14 protein-coding genes and 1 pseudogene are annotated in these 16965 nt (G+C 47.7%); 6 read left to right on the top strand and 9 right to left on the bottom strand.

What is annotated here, in order from left to right:
• Positions 1-131 precede the first annotated feature (131 nt).
• From OSC7112_RS02475 to rppA, 7 genes are all read right to left on the bottom strand, one after another.
• Positions 132-1376, bottom strand: a complete 1245-nt coding sequence (locus OSC7112_RS02475; protein ID WP_015174421.1) for an RNA polymerase sigma factor — start codon at positions 1374-1376, stop codon at positions 132-134.
• Positions 1377-1526: 150 nt separating this feature from the next.
• On the bottom strand, positions 1527-2093 hold the full coding sequence (locus tag OSC7112_RS02470) for a GNAT family N-acetyltransferase (RefSeq protein ID WP_015174420.1): 567 nt from the start codon (positions 2091-2093) through the stop codon (positions 1527-1529).
• Positions 2094-2117: 24 nt separating this feature from the next.
• Entirely contained in the window at positions 2118-3989 is a 1872-nt protein-coding gene (locus OSC7112_RS02465; protein ID WP_015174419.1) for a serine/threonine-protein kinase, read from the bottom strand.
• Positions 3990-4185: 196 nt separating this feature from the next.
• On the bottom strand, positions 4186-5145 hold the full coding sequence (locus OSC7112_RS02460) for an aldo/keto reductase (RefSeq protein WP_015174418.1): 960 nt from the start codon (positions 5143-5145) through the stop codon (positions 4186-4188).
• A 637-nt stretch (positions 5146-5782) separates the two neighbouring features.
• The gene (locus OSC7112_RS02455) at positions 5783-6187 is read right to left on the bottom strand and encodes a DUF3124 domain-containing protein (protein ID WP_223300743.1); all 405 of its coding nucleotides are present in this window, start codon (positions 6185-6187) and stop codon (positions 5783-5785) included.
• Positions 6188-6418: 231 nt separating this feature from the next.
• Entirely contained in the window at positions 6419-7699 is a 1281-nt protein-coding gene (locus OSC7112_RS02450; protein WP_015174416.1) for a sensor histidine kinase, read from the bottom strand.
• Positions 7700-7717: 18 nt separating this feature from the next.
• On the bottom strand, positions 7718-8395 hold the full coding sequence (gene rppA / locus OSC7112_RS02445) for a two-component system response regulator RppA (RefSeq protein ID WP_015174415.1): 678 nt from the start codon (positions 8393-8395) through the stop codon (positions 7718-7720).
• A gap of 75 nt (positions 8396-8470) precedes the next feature.
• Between rppA and OSC7112_RS02440 the strand changes: the two are divergent.
• A pseudogene (locus tag OSC7112_RS02440) lies at positions 8471-8794 on the top strand (YnfA family protein).
• 164 nt (positions 8795-8958) lie between these two features.
• The gene (locus OSC7112_RS02435) at positions 8959-9345 is read left to right on the top strand and encodes a hypothetical protein (protein ID WP_015174414.1); all 387 of its coding nucleotides are present in this window, start codon (positions 8959-8961) and stop codon (positions 9343-9345) included.
• A 132-nt stretch (positions 9346-9477) separates the two neighbouring features.
• On the opposite strand, the gene OSC7112_RS02430 is transcribed toward OSC7112_RS02435, so the two are convergent.
• Positions 9478-9882, bottom strand: a complete 405-nt coding sequence (locus tag OSC7112_RS02430; RefSeq protein ID WP_015174413.1) for a BON domain-containing protein — start codon at positions 9880-9882, stop codon at positions 9478-9480.
• A gap of 344 nt (positions 9883-10226) precedes the next feature.
• Here OSC7112_RS02430 and OSC7112_RS02425 point away from each other — a divergent pair, with 344 nt between their 5' ends.
• From OSC7112_RS02425 to OSC7112_RS02415, 4 genes are all read left to right on the top strand, one after another.
• Positions 10227-12941, top strand: a complete 2715-nt coding sequence (locus tag OSC7112_RS02425; RefSeq protein ID WP_041622334.1) for a cation-translocating P-type ATPase — start codon at positions 10227-10229, stop codon at positions 12939-12941.
• Between the two features lie 220 nt (positions 12942-13161).
• On the top strand, positions 13162-13689 hold the full coding sequence (locus OSC7112_RS02420; protein ID WP_015174411.1) for a hypothetical protein: 528 nt from the start codon (positions 13162-13164) through the stop codon (positions 13687-13689).
• Positions 13690-14257: 568 nt separating this feature from the next.
• Positions 14258-14446 carry a hypothetical protein gene (locus OSC7112_RS37735; RefSeq protein ID WP_150111475.1) on the top strand — a complete coding sequence of 63 codons (189 nt, stop codon included), beginning with the start codon at positions 14258-14260 and terminating at the stop codon, positions 14444-14446.
• Positions 14447-14488: 42 nt separating this feature from the next.
• Entirely contained in the window at positions 14489-16120 is a 1632-nt protein-coding gene (locus OSC7112_RS02415) for a cation:proton antiporter (RefSeq protein WP_015174409.1), read from the top strand.
• Here the strand turns inward: OSC7112_RS02415 and OSC7112_RS02410 are convergent.
• The gene (locus tag OSC7112_RS02410) at positions 16077-16793 is read right to left on the bottom strand and encodes a potassium channel family protein (RefSeq protein WP_015174408.1); all 717 of its coding nucleotides are present in this window, start codon (positions 16791-16793) and stop codon (positions 16077-16079) included. The two genes, OSC7112_RS02415 and OSC7112_RS02410, sit on opposite strands and share 44 nt — an antisense overlap.
• Positions 16794-16965: the final 172 nt, after the last annotated feature.

Below are 16965 nucleotides of genomic sequence, written 5' to 3'. Positions count from 1 at the left end.
ATGATTAAACCACAGAGGACACAGAGGACACAGAGAAAGAGAAGAGAGAGATAATAATTCTGATGTCAACGGATTTGATATTAGTAGTCGTTCGGCGAAGCTGCAAATCGACAGTAAAGCAAAAAATTTTTTCAGCCTAACTCGCGAAGGCGTTTTTCGAGAAAACGACGCTCTGGTTCCTGTTTCGCGATCGCCAGCGCTTTTTGGTAGGATTCTCTGGCATCAGCGGTTCTGCCCAGCCGCCGACACAAATCGGCTCGCGCGGAGTGTGCCAGATGGTAGTCTGCCAAATCGCCGCGCGCTAATATTTGGTCGATCGATTGCAGTCCCGCTAAGGGGCCATCGCGCATTGCCACTGCCACCGCCCGATTCAAGGCAACAACGGGCGACGGCTCTAATTGCACGAGCAGGTCGTATAAGCCCACAATCTGCGCCCAGTCCGTTGCAGCAGCACTCTGGGCCTCTGAATGCACCGCTGAGATCGCAGCCTGAAGCGTGTACGAACCAAACCGTCCTGATGATAGCGATTGCTGCACCAGTAACCTGCCTTCAGAAATTTGTGCTTGATTCCAGAGCGATCGATCTTGGTCTTCGAGAAGGATGAGGTCGCCTGTGGAGGAAGTGCGTGCGGTGCGCCGCGATTCTTGCAGCAGCATCAGCGCCAGGAGTCCAATTACCTCGGAGTCTGGCAACAGTTCCATTACCAGCCGTCCCAAACGGATCGCTTCGTCAGCGAGATCTGCCCGCGTCAGCGATCGGCCAGATGAGGCCGCGTACCCTTCGTTAAACACCAGGTAGATCGTTTGAAGCACGGTGTCCAATCGATCGGGCAAATCGGCGATCGACGGCACTTGATAAGGAATGCGCGCGGATCGGATCTTCGCCTTGGCCCGCACGATCCGCTGCGCCAACGTGGGGGGAGGAATCAGGAAGGCGCTGGCAATTTCCTCGGTACTGAGTCCGCAGACTTCCCGCAGCGTCAACGCCACCTGAGCTTCTGGCGACAGGGCCGGATGACAGCAAGTGAAAATCAAGCGCAGGCGATCGTCCTCAACGTCCTCGTCATCGTCGATTGCGGTGTCACTCGGATCGAGTTGTTGAGCGAGTTCTGCCAAGTGCGTATCAAAGCGGGCGCGACGGCGGATGGTGTCGATCGCTTTAAAGCGACCCGTAGATACAAGCCACGATCGCGGGTTAGCGGGAATGCCGTCGCGGGGCCATTGCGCTAGGGCCGCAGCGAAGGCTTCGTGCATCGCCTCTTGGGCGCGGTCGAAGTCACCGAGCAAGCGGATCAGTGTGGCTAAAACGCGGCGCGACTCGGATCGGTACACAACTTCCACCTGCTGACGGATTTGATTGGCTGCTGTCTCGTTCATAAACCGTTCACAAAACAAACATATATAGCGGTTCTCGGAAAAATGAGGTATTCACGAATTAATTAACAATTCCCCAATCCCCCAATCTAAAATCTAAAATCTAAAATCTAAAATCTAAACTTGTACCTGATCTATCTGAGAAAGGCTATATTATTGGCCGTGCCGCCGAGTGCGATGCTCCCATTGCGCCCGTGCAATCCGCCAATCGACCTCGCTCCAACCGCGATCGGACATCCATGATGACCCCGGGCGGGTAGCAACCACCTCTGCTCCTATCCACTCGGCCAACCGAGCGATCCGGGTATTTGCACTCACGGTAGACCCGGAGATCGCCTTCAGATCGAGTTCTGTGAACCCAAAGTCGAGCAGCGCACGCCCCGCCTCGATCGCGTAGGCATATCGCCCCCAATAGGCTGGTGCCAGTTCAAGACCAAATTCCATCTCGCCAGTTTCGCACAACTCTCCCCGCAGTCCACAGCAACCGACAAGCGCGTAAGGTTCCTGTCGTTGTACGATCGCCAGTTGGTAATTGAGTCGAGGGCGATCGTCAGCCCATGCCTGAAACATCTCGAATAGACGTGCGGCACGGTCGGGAGTAGATTGAGCGGGTTCGTAAAATGTCTGGTTGCGCGGATCGGCTTGATACTCCAAGAATGGCGATCGATCGGCATCTACAAAGTCACGCAGCAGAAATCTTTTGGTTACAATTTTTATCATGATTTACAACTTTAATTATAGCAATTAAACAAACATCATATTCTGCCAAATCTTAATAGTTTTGTCACTGCTGCCGCTAGCCAAAAACTCTCCTTCCGGGCTAAAATTAACAGAATAAACCGAGTTATTATGACCCCCAATATTACAAAGTTCTTGGCCGTCTTTCACTCGCCAAATCTTGATAGTTTGATTGCTGCTGCTAGCCATAATCTCGCCATCGGGACTAAAAGCAATAGAATCAACATACCAAGAATGTCCTGCGATCGTTAAAACTTCTTGCCAATCTTTGACCCACCAAATTTTAATAGTATTGTCATGGCTGCCGCTAGCCAAAAACTCTCCATTTGGACTGAAAGCTACGCAGCGAACCGAGTCTGTATGACCTGTAAGTGTGCGAATTAGCTTCCCATCTTTAACTCGCCAAATTTTGACTGTTCTGTCCCAACTGCTGCTAGCAAGAGTTTCGCCATCAGGGCTAAAAGCAACAAAATAAACTAAATTTATGTGACCCGCAAGCGTGCGAATTTCTTGCCCGTCTTTGACTCGCCAAATCTTGATTGTTTGGTCCCAACTGCTGCTAGCAATAATTTCGCCATCGGGACTGAAAGCTGCGCCGTAAACTGAGTTAATGTGACCTCTTAGAGTCCGGATTTCTTGCCCATCTTTCATCCGCCAAAGTTTTACTGTTTTGTCGTGGCTGCTGCTGGCTAGCATCTGTCCGTCCGGGCTGAAAGCTACTGTATAAACCGAGTTAGCGTGTCCTGTAAGAGTCACTATTTCTTGTCCGTCTTCTACTCGCCACAGCTTGATTGTTTTGTCATCGCTGCCGCTGGCTACAACTTCTCCGTTGGGGCTGAAAGCAACAGAGTAAATTAAGTTTTTGTGACCTGTGAGGGTGTGAAGACATTGCCAGTTATAGGTTTGCTTTTGGGGCTGGGCGGGAGTTTTTCCGGGTTTAACTAACTTGGAATTTATTTGAGGAATTGCTAGGTCGATCGCAACTTGGGGATTAATTTCTTTTAATACTTCAACAGCCGTTTGATAGCGGCGGTTGGCAGCATTTTCAATCATTTTATCTAAAATTTTTCCGAGTTGTTCACTCACCGGGTTGTTGGCCAAATACTGCCGCCAGATCCAGGCATCCTCGCCAGGATCGAACAGGTCAAATGGGGAAACTTGAGTTAGCAAATACAGGCAAGTTACGCCTAAACTGTACAAATCGCTGGTAAAAAATGCTTTGCCTCTAGCTTGTTCTGGGGCGATGTATTCGGGGCTGCCGATGCTGGTTCCTGTTTTGAGTAATGCTGTACCTGTGGCAATTTTGGCAGCGCCAAAGTCTACTAAAACTAATTGTTGGTCAGGGCGGCGAATGATGTTTCCGGGTTTGATGTCTCGGTGAATAACGTTGTGGGAATGGATGAAGTGAAGGACGGGTAGTAAGCTATTGAGTAAGTCTAGAATTTGATTTTCTGTAAATCTGCCTTCTGTTTCTACAATTTGTGCTAAATTTTGCCCGTCGATAAATTCTTGGACTACATATTGTCTGCTGTCTTGGATGGAATAGGCTAATAGTTCTGGAATTTGAGGGTGTTTTCCCAATTCGTCTAATCGCATTGCTTCTTGTTCAAAAAGTTCGGCTGCTTTTTTGCTGTTGCGATTGCTTGCTGAGGGGATGAGTTGGGTTTCTGCGGGTAAAAACTGTTTGATGACGCAGCGGGGTTTTGAGGGTTTGTCTTCGTCAACGGCGAGGAATGTTCTGCCGAAACCGCCTTGTCCGATCGCCTTTATGGCCCGGTAGCGATCGCGCAACAGCAGTTTCGATCGGCAATTTCGGCAAATTTTGGCGGCGGGTGGGTTTTGCGGTTGAGAACAGTTGGGATTTAGGCAGTAACTCATTCGATTTTAGATTTCTGATTTGAGATTTTGGATTTTAACTTTTTGAATATTTCCACAGCGCAGTAAATATTATACCTCTTGCACAAGTCACACTCCCATCGACTGGTAGGGTGCGTCAGACGAATTTTTAGGATTATTATCTAGGATGTAGATTCTGACGTACCTTAGTATATATGCCAGTTGCGTCAGTTCTGTTTTAGAAGTTCCACATTACGGGATTGTCATCTAGATAGTCGGTGACGGTGCGCCCGATCGCGTCAATTTCTTTTAATTCCTCTTCACTCAATTTTACCTCAACAGCTTTAGCATTTTCGGCTGCTTGTTCCCCGTCGCGCGCGCCGACAATTGCATTTGTTTGTGGCTGAGAAATCAACCACGCTAAAGCTAAATTTCCTAAGCTTGTCTGGTGGCGATCGGCAATTGGCCTGAGTTGATTTAATGCTGTTTGCACTCGGTCGTAATTTTCTTTGAGGAACAGCTTATTTTTGGCGCGGTGGTCGCCTTCTTCAAACTTGTGTTCTGGCCCGAATTTACCTGTCAATATTCCTTGAGCTAGAGATGAATAGGCAAGGATGGAGATATGATTGTCCGCACAATAGGACATAGCATCTTTTTCTACCCAGCGCCAAAACAGAGAATATGGCGGTTGCAGGCTGTCGATGCGTCCGTATTGGGCGGCTTCTTCTATTTGGGCGCGGGAGAAGTTGGAAACGCCGATCGCCCGAATTTTTCCCTCTTCTTTTAATTTGTTCAGGGCGTCCATTGTTTCTGCAATTGGCACTAATTCACTATTCCAAGTGCCGGCGGGCCAGTGGATTTGGTAAAGGTCGATATAATCGGTGTTGAGGTTTTTTAGCGATCGATCGCAGGCTTCGATTAACAAATCTGGTTTCAGGTGGTTGGCGAAAACTTTGCTAGCATAAACTACTTGCGATCGCAAATCTGAAAGTGCTTGACCGATAATTTGTTCGGCATGCCCTTCTCCGTACTCCTCAGCCGTATCAAAGGTGGTAATACCTGCCTCGAAAGCCGCGCGCATTGCTTTGACAGTTTTAGCATCCTCAATTCCCACCCACATCTGCTTCCCAGCTTGCCAACTCCCCATAATTATCGGGGTTATCTCAATTTCCGATGTCCCCAATTCTCGCTTTTCCATACCCTAAGTCCTTATTGAAATTTTTAGTATCCACCCTCAAGCTATCTAATTTTAACCAAAAAAAGTTGGGTAGTCATGGACAGTAACGACTCTGAATAATAGTACAGGACAATGGCACCATACACCGATGTTATGTAGTCCAATAGTTATGGTCACAGTGGGAAAGCCAGGGTTTATACATCTTCTTTTGACCCAAATATTGTTCAGAAATGACTCCAATTGAATTGGAGTAGCAACCCCTCAAAAAAGAGGAACTATAGCCTTTCTCGGAAAGATGAGGTACTCTCGGCCTCCGTGGGAATAGGGAATAGGGCATAGGGCATACCTCACTTTTTTGAGAACCGCTGTAGCAGGGCAAATATTTGAGGATTAATTAGAGATTGCTTATGTCGTAATTGATGGGTAGGGGCTAGAGAAAAAAAGGAAACTCTCGTAAACAACGTATTAAATCTAAGTCCGATCGCCTACTTAATATTTTCTTAAACAATTATATTGTCCCAGCCATCTACTTAAGAAATTTATTTTATATAAATATACAGAATAACATTTTAGTTGCAAAGTACAACCTTTTGCTAGCAATTTATCAATCACTTATAAGGTAGCCTCAAACTACCTGGGAAAGCAATAGTTGAATACTCTAAAATCTGTTTTGTATTTTGTGCTGTTTGAGAACTTTAGCGGGACTGATAAATGAAATACCTTGAGAAGAGGAGGTACTAATCATGACAGCTTCAATGACAGGATCGTAAACCGTTTTTTCTGCAACCCACTCCACAATAAAGTTTGCACCTGAGCCTCCGCTTGTATCATCGGCTGCAATGAAAAAGTCTGTGGAAGCAAGTGGCTTGAGTTCTACAGGACTCTTAATATCCTGCCTAATCAATTTCCCATCGGTATCGTAGTAACGCACAGAAGTGATAATAATAGAATTTGTCAGATCCGTATTGCGGATACTGAGCGTGGCTGACAAATTCATCACATTATTTTGGCTGTTGAAGTGATAAATATGCGAGTAAATAGGGACATATACGGTTTGTCCCATCACAACTTTTGTTTTATCTAACGTGACCGATCTCAGTGAGGTTTCAGGTTTTGTATCAGGTTGTTGCCTTTGTGAGGTAGTTTGCTCCCAACAAGAGGTAATGACGATCGCCCCGATCGCCCAACCAACCCAGAAATGCTGTTTCAGCTTCATCGGCATCCATCCAAATACATCAGATACATTGCAGTTACGCCTAAAGCAGAGTGCACCTTCTCTCTCGTTTGAGGCGGCTTAGCGATAAGGTTTGAGCGGCAGTTCAATCTGAAACGTTGAGCCTTTGCCCACTTCACTCGTCACATGAATTTTTCCACCGTGGGCCTCGACAATCTGTTGGACGATCGCTAACCCCAGTCCAAATCCACCACTATCGAGAGATCGCTCAGTGTCCACCCGATAGAAGCGATCGAAAATATAGGGTAAGTCCGATTCTGGAATGCCGATGCCCGTGTCGAGTACCTGAATGATTGCGGAGCCTGGATGGAAAATTAAGCGTAATTGTACCATTCCTCCAGCAGGCGTGTATTTACAGGCATTGTTGAGCAAGTTTTCGACTACCTGCCGTAGCAAATCTGGGTCAGCCCACAATTCGCTCCGTTGCTCAGAGGGTTTGTAGGTTAGTTTGAGGTTCTGAGATTGTGCAAGCGGAGCGAACTGGGTTACTAAATTGCCCAGCAGATCGTTGAGATTGAGTAACTTGAGCGATTCAGGCACAAGCCGTCCTTGATGACGGGCCAACAGCAGCAAATTATTCACCAGCAGTCCCATTGATTTGGCACTGTCTACAATGTTTTCCAAGGGGGGGTGGTAGCGCGAGTCATCAGTCGCAATCATTAACCCAAGCTGGGCATTTGTGAGGATGGCAGAGAGGGGCGATCGCAACTCGTGAGAGGCATCGGCGGTAAAGCGCTGAAGCTGCTGATAGGCTTGCCGAATCGGTTGCATGGCCAGCCCGCTGAGAAACCAACCTGTGAGGGCAATTAAGCCCAGTGCGATCGGGACAGCGAGAGTTAGCACAATCTGATGCTGAGTAAGCCTGTTTTGAGTTTCTGTCAGGGGAGTTGCAACCTGAAGATAACCGAGTACCCCTGTTCTACCTTCAACTGGCAATGTCACCTGACGCAGCCAGATTTCTTTTCCCAAAAGTGGATCGGTCGATCGAACAGTGAGATAACCAAAGGGCGTATTTAACTGCTCTGATGGAGGAGTCCCAAAAAAACGAACTAACCGCCTTTGTGCGTTATACCAGCGTACATAAATCAGATCTTCTGCAACGGGATAAGACCCACTGCCTAACAAGGGGACATGACTCAGATCGACCTGGTTCTGGTTTTGGCGAACTTCATAATACACGCTGGCAGCCATGATTCTGCTTTTGTCATATAGCAGTAGGTCAAGGGCTTCTAGTTTATCTTTCACCTCAATCTGATAAATCACCCCCGCAAACAGCACGAGAATGCTTCCCATTGAGAGGGCGAACCAACGAGCCAGATTGCGACGACTTTGATTGAACACGGCTTGCCTTGACGATCGTTACTTTTGAGGGGAAGTGAGGCGATAACCCATACCGTAAATGCTCTCAATCCAGTCTGCCGATCCCACAGCCTGCAAGCGTTGGCGGAGTTTGCGAACTAGAACCGTAATTGCATTGCTCTCTGGTTCAGTCCCCCATTCCCACACCGCTTGTTCAATCTGATTCCGAGTCAAAACTTGCCGGGGATGGCGCATAAAATACTCCAACAACTGAAACTCGCGACTGGAGAGGGAAACGGTTGCACCTTGTCGCTCGACGGTAAGAGTATCGAGGTGGAGGTGCAGATCCTCAAGGCTGAGCGTATCTCCTTGCCAAAGGGGCGATCGCCGTCTTAATGCCCGGACTCGTGCCATGAATTCAACCAAATCGATCGGTTTCACCAGGTAGTCATCTGCACCTGCGTCCAACCCGGTCACTTTTTCAGGAGTTGTATCTCTTGCCGTAATCATCAAAATCGGCGCTGTTTTCCCTGCCGATCGATATTGACGGCAGATATTTACCCCGCTGATATGTGGCAACATCCAGTCCAAAATCAACAAATCATAATCTTTTTCTGATAACAGCCACTGCGCCGTCTCTCCATCTTTTACCCCATCCACGCTATGTCCTGCCTGAGACAGCACTGTTTGAAGCGGCATCAGTTGCTTTGGGTCGTCCTCCACCAGTAGGATTCTCATATATTTCTTTAATAATTTTGCTGATAAACATTGATATGCTGATGGAATTTACTTATTTTAAGCATTAATCTAAAAATGCCAACACTTGCTTTTTTTCTACTTGCAGCTTTAGGAGAAATCTCCGGGTGTTACGCTTTCTGGGCATGGGTGAGACTTGAAAAGAGTATTTTGTGGGTTGTTCCAGGCATTTTAGCTTTAATCAGTTTTGCGCTTTCTCTAACTCAAGTCAATGCTTCAAACGCTGGCAGAGTATATGCTGCGTAGGTCGGTATTTACATTCTGGCATCTCTGGTTTGGTTGTGGCTGATTGAAGGAGTTAAGCCAGATAAGTGGGACTTGCTTGGTGTTACAATTTCCCTGATGGGAACCGCTGTAATTTTGTTCAGCCCACATCGCTAATCGGTGTTAATATCGAACTGGAACAGTTGACGCATCTCCCTTGAGTAGGATTTCAGCAGAGCGATCGCTCAACTAAAGTGCAAATATAGCAATCCTAAATCATTTGTGAATTTCTTACTCCCTCCCCGCGGGTTCGGGGAGGGTTGGGGTGGGGTAAAAAATGTATGTGGCAGGTTACTAAACGTTGGCTAAAAGCATCAGGCGCAGAATTTTGGTTGCCGCTACCGTTTGTGGCGATCGCGTTTTGGGTTGGTTCCAGTTTCCTAATGGCTCAAGAATTACAACAACCCCAGATTGCAGAGAAGAAACTTCAGGCAGATACCCAGCTTAAAGCAACGGTGTCTGTCAATATATTGCTCATCAACGCGGTGATTAACCGAAAACAAGGAACAACCCAGGTTGCGGTAGAAACAGCAGAACCCATTTTGAAACGATTGGAATTAGAATTGCCAATGACTGATGCAACCCAGATAGAGAAAGCGATCGCGCAAGAACTACAGTTATCGCGTCAAAATATTCGCCAGTTAGTCCGTTACGAAATTGTTGAATAGATTTCTTGTTTCAATATTGCGATCGCATCCAGTCAAATAAGGTTGGCTAATCCATAGGTTTCCTGGCTGCGATCGCGCAATTCCTCAAGCGGCAATAAGCGCCAAATACTCTTGCCGCTTGAGGATTAAGAACTACTGAAAGACGATTTCGTTATTGATGGAAACATTCGCTGCAACTTGCCGAGCAATTTGTTCTGCCAAGGCTTTTTGTTCTGCCGTTTGAACGCGCCCGGTTAACACAATTGAATTACCCCGATCGTCTGCGTCCAAATCGAATTGCTTGAGGGTGCCATCGGAGTCCAAGGCATCTTCTACGCGATCGGCAATATCGTCAATGTCTTGATTCTGAGCCGTCTGTGCGGGCGTGGTTGCAGGCGCAGGAGGGGTTGGAGCAGTCGTATTTCCAGTGGCAATTGTGGGTGCAGAAGTAGATGGAACAGTTGTCTGTGAATTATTGGGCGGGTTGCAAGCACCTAAACCCAAAATTGCAACTGTGCTGACGCTGATTCCTTGCACCAATAGCTTTAATAATTGCATATTCTTTGTTTGTTTTGTTTGTTGTGAAACGCAATTTTGCCGATACAACTCAGCAAGAAGTCTTTGAGCCTTTCAACTTAACAAGTGAATGTACGATAGTTCATCCATCAAAAGGAATGCTTTTTACAACCCTATTAATAAAAGGCAACAATAAATCAAATCTAGTGAACTAAGGTTGGCAAATCTATCAGTTATCTCAATCGGTTTTGTTCCTAAGTATAGGGAGCAAATGTGATCCAAATGTGACTAACAGAAATCAGTCCATCACTTTTGGCTCACTTTCATCAATGAGGCTAGAAACAAGACGAAACAACAGACAAGCAGTTGGCTTGACAAGAAACGTTATGACTGCAACGAATGTAGAAAAATTGCTAGAACACTCTTGGCATCACCTCTCTGTCGAGAAAGTAGCTCGCCTTTTAGAGAGTGACCTGGAAACAGGCCTATCTTCCGATGCGGCAGCCCAACGGCGCGAGATCCTCGGCCCCAATCAACTAACGGCTCAGAAGCCGCAAAGTGCCTGGTTGCGGTTTTTTCACCAACTGAATCAGCCGCTAATCTACATTTTGTTAGCCTCTGGTATAGTAACAGCATTTCTGAAAGAGTGGATTGATTCAGGGGTAATTTTGGGGGTGGCTCTGACGAATGCCACCATTGGTTTTGTTCAAGAGTCAAAGGCAGAAAATGCGATCGCCGCTTTAGCAAAATCTGTTGCAACTGAGGCAACAATTCTCCGCAACGGTCAAAAGCAAGTGGTTTCATCCAGCGAACTGGTTCCTGGCGATCTCGTCTTGCTGTCTTCTGGGGATAAAGTGTCTGCGGATCTGCGGCTGATCGAAGTCCGTGACTTACAGGTGGATGAGTCAGCGTTAACGGGAGAATCTGTTCCGGTTCAGAAGCAATCCCGGGCGCTAGAGGCAGACGTTCCACTGGCCGATCGCACGAACATGGCCTATACCGGAAGCCTGGTAACGTTTGGACAGGGACGCGGACTGGTCGTCAGCATTGGTGACATGACCGAGACCGGACACATTTCCCAACTGATGCAGCAAAGCACCGCGTTGGAAACCCCACTGAGTCGCAAAATTGACAAATTTAGCAAAACCTTGCTCTATGTCATTTTAGGTTTGGCTGCCTTCACCTTTGCTGCAGGCATTGCCCAGAGATTTTCTTGGGTTGAGGTGTTCAAGGCCTCTGTAGCGCTTGCCGTCAGCGCAATTCCTGAAGGCTTGCCCGCGATTTTAACCGTGACACTGGCGATCGGGGTTTCCCGAATGGCAAACCAACACGCCATTATTCGCAAACTTCCGGCAATTGAGACGCTGGGCAGCACCACCGTGATTTGTTCCGACAAAACCGGAACCTTGACAGAGAATCAAATGACAGTTCAAGAGATCGATGCCGGTGGAAAGCGATATCGGGTTAGCGGTGGAGGATATGCACCAGACGGGAAAATTTCTGTAAACGGACACTCGGTTGACCTGGCGAACGCACCTGCTTTATATGAATGCCTGCAAGCAGGATTGTTGTGCAACGATTCTTATCTAGACGTGCAAGACGGGAACTGGACTGCGATCGGCAGTCCGACGGAAGGGGCGCTGGTTGCCGTAGCCCAAAAAGCGGGGTTAATCACTGAGAAACTGGAGGAAGCGCTTTGCCGGCTCGATACACTGCCGTTTGAATCTCAGTTTCAATACATGGCAACCTTACACGACGATCGCCCAGAACGGTTGATTTATGTCAAGGGTTCGATCGAGGCAATTCTCAAGCGGTGTCACCAGATGCTTGATGAAGAGGGAGAGCCGATCGCCCTCAACCGGGCGCCGATCGAGGAAACTGTGGACAGAATGGCGAAAAAAGGGTTACGAGTTCTAGCACTTGCCAAGAAAGTTGTACCCGCTTCTCAATCTTCAATTGACCATTCCGATATTGAGCAAGGGTTAACTTTTCTGGGTCTGCAAGGCATGATCGACCCGCCTCGCCCCGAAGCGATTCAAGCGATTCAAGCCTGTCAGTCTGCGGGAATTCAGGTCAAGATGATTACGGGCGACCATGCCAAAACAGCAGCAGCGATCGCCCACCAAATGGGACTAAATCAAACCCAAGAGGCTCCCGTTTTTACCGGTCAAGAACTCGCTCAAATGAATCCGCAGCAATTCGCCAATGCTGTTGAACAATGCTGTGTATTTGCTCGTGTCGCACCAGAACAAAAGCTGCGGATTGTCGAAGCACTTCAGTCTAAGGGCGAGATTGTGGCGATGACTGGAGATGGGGTTAACGATGCTCCCGCCCTGAAGCAAGCTGATATTGGGGTAGCGATGGGCATCACGGGCACTGAAGTCACAAAAGAAGCCGCAGATATGATTCTGACGGATGACAACTTTGCTTCGATCGAGAAAGCAGTTGAGGAAGGACGCACGGTTTATAAGAATCTGCTGCGGGCGATCGCCTTCATCCTGCCCGTGAATGGTGGAGAGTCCATGACCATCTTGATTGCCGTACTTCTGGCAACCCCGCTACCCATTTTGCCAGTACAAATTCTCTGGCTGAATATGGTCAGTTCAGTTGCGTTGAGCTTACCGTTGGCATTTGAGCCGCCCTCTCCCGATGTCATGCAACAGCCGCCTCGACCTGCCAATGAACCGCTGCTGTCTCGCAGGCTGACGGCTCGCATTCTGACAGTTTCAGTATTTAACTGGATTGCGATCTTTGGGATGTTTGAATGGATCGTCCAAACCACAGGCAATGAAGCTCTAGCCCGGACGATGGCAATTCAAGCATTGGTGGCGGCCGAAGCTTTTTACCTGTTAAGCATCAGTCGCTTCGTTCCGGCGATCGCAGCCAAACTACGCGGTAAAGATGAATCGGTTGGCTACGCGGTAGCGATCGGCATTGCGGCTATTTTCATTCTCCAATTCCTGTTTAGCCAATGGGGCATTATGAATCAGTTATTCGACACTCAAGCTTTGAATACAATCCAAGGCTTAATTTGTATCGGATTCGGACTGCCAATGATTCCTTTATCAGCTTTGCTAAAGCGTTTTGCACCTCTGAACTAAGTAGTTTTTGTGATGCGGCTATTCACAGCAGCTTTAGCAGAAAGAATTGGTTTAAAGCCGCAAGCCTTGTAGGGAGAAATTAAAAGAAGACTATTCATTACTCCAATCCTCGGACTTCCAGGTAGAGGTCGTCCTCTTGCGGTCAACTGTCAACTGTCAACTGTCAACTGTCAACTGAAACACTATTTACCAATTTTGTAGCGTTGATTAAATATTTCTCATGAATTACCAAAACCTCAAACGTGCTAGCGGCCTATTTACTAATCATCGAAACGCAAAGCAGGCGCTAGTTGAGCTAAAAAGCAGAGGCTTCCCCATGCACAAGATTTCAGTGATTGCTAAACCTTCTGACAATAATGATTTGGAATCTCTGGGCGTGAAGCAAATTTTAATGACAAGAGCAGCAGGCGCACAATTAGGCGCGATCTTAGGCAGCCTACGACTAGGTTCACTAGCCTTAATTGTTGGACTCAGCAGCCTGCTAATTCCCGGTCTCGGTCAGGCAGTAGCGGTAGAAAGCATTTTAGCAACTTTCTTTGGAAGTGGGATTGCTGCAACTGCTGGCGGTCTCTATGGCGCACTTCAAGGATGGTTGGTGCCAGAAGAACAAGCAAGAGTTTACAATAACAGATTTAACGAGGGAGATTATTTGATCGTCGTGGAGGCAAGAGAAAATGAGATCGTGATTGCTGAACCTGTCCTTAAACGTTGGGAGATTCTGACGTGGCGTGTCTGTGATGCTACCTAAATTTAAGGTAAGAAAGGACAAGGGAGCATCTCAAGGAAAGCAGCTAAGCTAGAAATTGGAGTTGGGAGCTAGGAGGAAAGAGTCAGAAGGAAAGAGTCAGAAGAAGTGTTTTTACAAATATGAGATGCTCCCGTGTGAAGTTTTACGCTCAGTATCAGATTGTTGCTTTTTTGACAACTCTGGGCCCTAGAAGGGCAGAGATTCTTGTATCATTCAGTCCACTTAATAAGTACAGCTTCCTGTACTTACCAGAGATGGTTCTGTCCTCAAGCTTTCGACTCATTGCAGAGTCTTGTTCCCGTGTGCCCCACGGTACAATTCAAAACCCAAAATACTGGTTTCTCTGGTACTTGTTGCTCGAAGTTTTTACCCGCGCAAGCTTTTCTGCGCCCAAGCCCATAACTTCAGTTTTCAAGGTGCGTTGCCTTCAGGCGACTGGGTTTTTAATGTGGTTGAATACCCTAGCCACATTACAATATTATCACGACCAAGAATAAAAAGTCGTCCTAGAAGGAACGGGCTTTAGACCCAATTTTTTGGTAAGGCAGTTTGGGCTCAACAGGAGGTAATGACGATCGCAGCGATATCAGATTGTTGTCTTTGTCAGGTAGTGTGGCCCCAACAAGAGGTAATGACGATCGCCCGGATCGCCCAACCAACCCAAAAATCTTGTTTCAGCTTCATCAGCATTCATCCAAATACACCACATGAATTGCAGTTGCGTCTACAGCACAGTCAACCGTCTCCTGTAGACTAAAACCGTAGTTAATCTGTCAATTTATTTGAGGAAAACGAGTGTATGAGAGGAGTATCGGCGATCGAGTCGATTGTAGCGCAAGCACCTCCCTTGGGCAGCAATCCTGCTACCAATAGCCCAACGGCAGGAGGCATTCCTGAATTGGTCATCATCTCGATCGTTCTGCTGCTGATTGCAACTGTTGTGGCACTCGTAACCCAACAGTTGCGAATTCCCTATGTGACGGGCTTAGTGTTAGCAGGCTTGCCCATTACGGAGGTATTGTCGCGTCGAATTGGTTTAGACCCCTCTTTAGTATTAAATCTTTTCCTACCAATTCTGATTTTTGAAGCAGCTATCAATACTGATATCAGCCGTCTCCGCAGCACCTTTAAGCCGATCGCCCTGCTGGCGGGTCCAGGCTCGATCTTTTCCTCAGCAATTATCGCTGTTCTGGTTAAATTTGGGCTGGGGCTAGACTGGATTCCAGCGTTGCTGATCGGAGTCATTCTGGCAAACACTGATACAGTCTCAATGATCGCGGTCTTTAAGGAGATCCGCGTGCCTTCCCGGCTATCCACCATCGTGGAAGGAGAAACGCTGTTCAATGATGCGGCTGCGCTGGTTTCATTCAATTTGATTCTAGTCGTTTATGCTACAGGTTCTCTTACCGTCGTGGGAGGACTTAAAGAACTGCTGGTGGTTGCCTTGGGTGGGGGACTCGTGGGTGTCATCTTAGGTTACTTGAGTCTGCCGATATTTGTTCGATTAAATGACCCGTTGAGTAGTCTCTTGCTGACCGTTGCGCTGGCGTTAGGAACATTCCAGATCGGGCAATTTTTTGGGGTATCCGGTGCGGTGGCTGTGGTTATCGCCGGACTCATTTTTGGCAATCTGGGGCTTTCTCGCAGTACCTCAGCCTCGGATCGAATTACGCTACTGAGCTTCTGGGAGTACGCTGGTTTTGGGGTCAATACATTTATTTTTCTGCTGATCGGCATTGAGATTAACCCGCTGACGCTGTGGAGAATTTTGCCATCCATCCTGTTCGTCATTTTGGCGTATCAACTGGGACGGATTCTCTCGGTCTATCTGTTGTTAGCGGGGCTGCGGTGGTTCGATCGTCCGATTCCCCTGCGCTGGCAGCACATTCTGTTTCTGGGAAACATTAAAGGCTCACTCTCGATGGCACTGGCGCTGAGTATTCCTCTGGGATTGACAGGACGAGATAACATCATTGCGCTGGTTTTCGGTGCAGTTTTATTCTCCCTGGTAGGACAGGGATTAAGTTTGCCGTGGATGGTAAAACGGTTACAAATCAGCCGTGTTTCTGATGTAATGCAGGAAGCTGGGCAGTTACAGATTCAGTTGATCGCTTCCAAAGCGGCTCAAGATGAGCTAGATAGTTTGCTGAAATCTGGCGTGTTGCCGAAGGCAGTTTACGAGGAGTTATGGGCATCGTATCAAGCACGAGTAGCACAGTCTGAGCGAGTGCTGCGCGATCTCTACAATCAACATCGGGCCGGGCAACCACAGGGCGATCGCAGCGGGTTAGATACGATTCGACGGCGATTGCTCCTAGCAGAAAAAGGAGCCGTTAGCGATGCCCTCCGCAAGCGAATTGTTCCAGAGGATCTGGTTGAGCCTTACATCAAAGATTTGGATGAGAAACTTCTAAGGTTGGCAGATGACTAGCGCGAATGCCGAGGTAATCAATCATCTGGTGAACTAGCTCTGGACGAGTAACAACGAGAATGGTAGAGCCTGATTCAAGAACAGTATTGCCGTTCGGAATCTCCAGATTGGCGCAGGCATGGCATTGATAACCAATAATCAGCGAACCTGTAGGAAAGCGGGGGTCTTGAGCAATTTGAGCAACGGTGCGACCTGCGACCTTGCAATCGCCTGGAACTGGCAGCTTTAGTACCTCGACTTGCCCGTGTTCAAAGTGCATCATCGACTCGATTTGGGGATATTCAATCGCATTCGCCATTGATGCAACTGCCAAATCAATAGTGCTGATGATGTGACTGGCTCCGGCAAGTCGATACGCTTCCATGAATTCGCGATCGCGCATTCGCACCACAATATGGGAAAGGCCATAGCTCCTGGATAGGGTAATCAGCGCTAAATTGAGTGCATCATCCCTGAGTGCTGCAACGACTGCGTTTGCTTGTTTAATTCCCGCTTCCAGAAGAACCGCTGTACTCACCGCACTGCCTTCAAATGCCATCACTCCGATTTTTTCACGAGCAAAGCGACAGGCAAGCGGGTCGGCATCGATGATGGCAACCGTATGACCGACTTTTAAGAGCTGCTGGGCTAAACCCAGCCCCGTCATTCCTGCTCCACCAATTAATACGTACATGACTATTTTTTACCCCAAGAATGAACGCTACAGACTTATCCCTATGAGCGAGATTGTGTTGGGTTTCTATCAGTTTAATCGGCTTGTGGAGTGGATTCTACCGGGCTTACTTATTACCTGTTCGACAGTTAATTTAATCTGCTTTTGGGGTAGGCATTGCTAGCCCGCCGCT

The sequence above is a fragment of the Oscillatoria nigro-viridis PCC 7112 genome, assembly GCF_000317475.1.
In the GTDB taxonomy this organism is placed as follows: domain Bacteria; phylum Cyanobacteriota; class Cyanobacteriia; order Cyanobacteriales; family Microcoleaceae; genus Microcoleus; species Microcoleus nigroviridis.
This window is presented reverse-complemented; position numbering and strand designations above follow the sequence as displayed.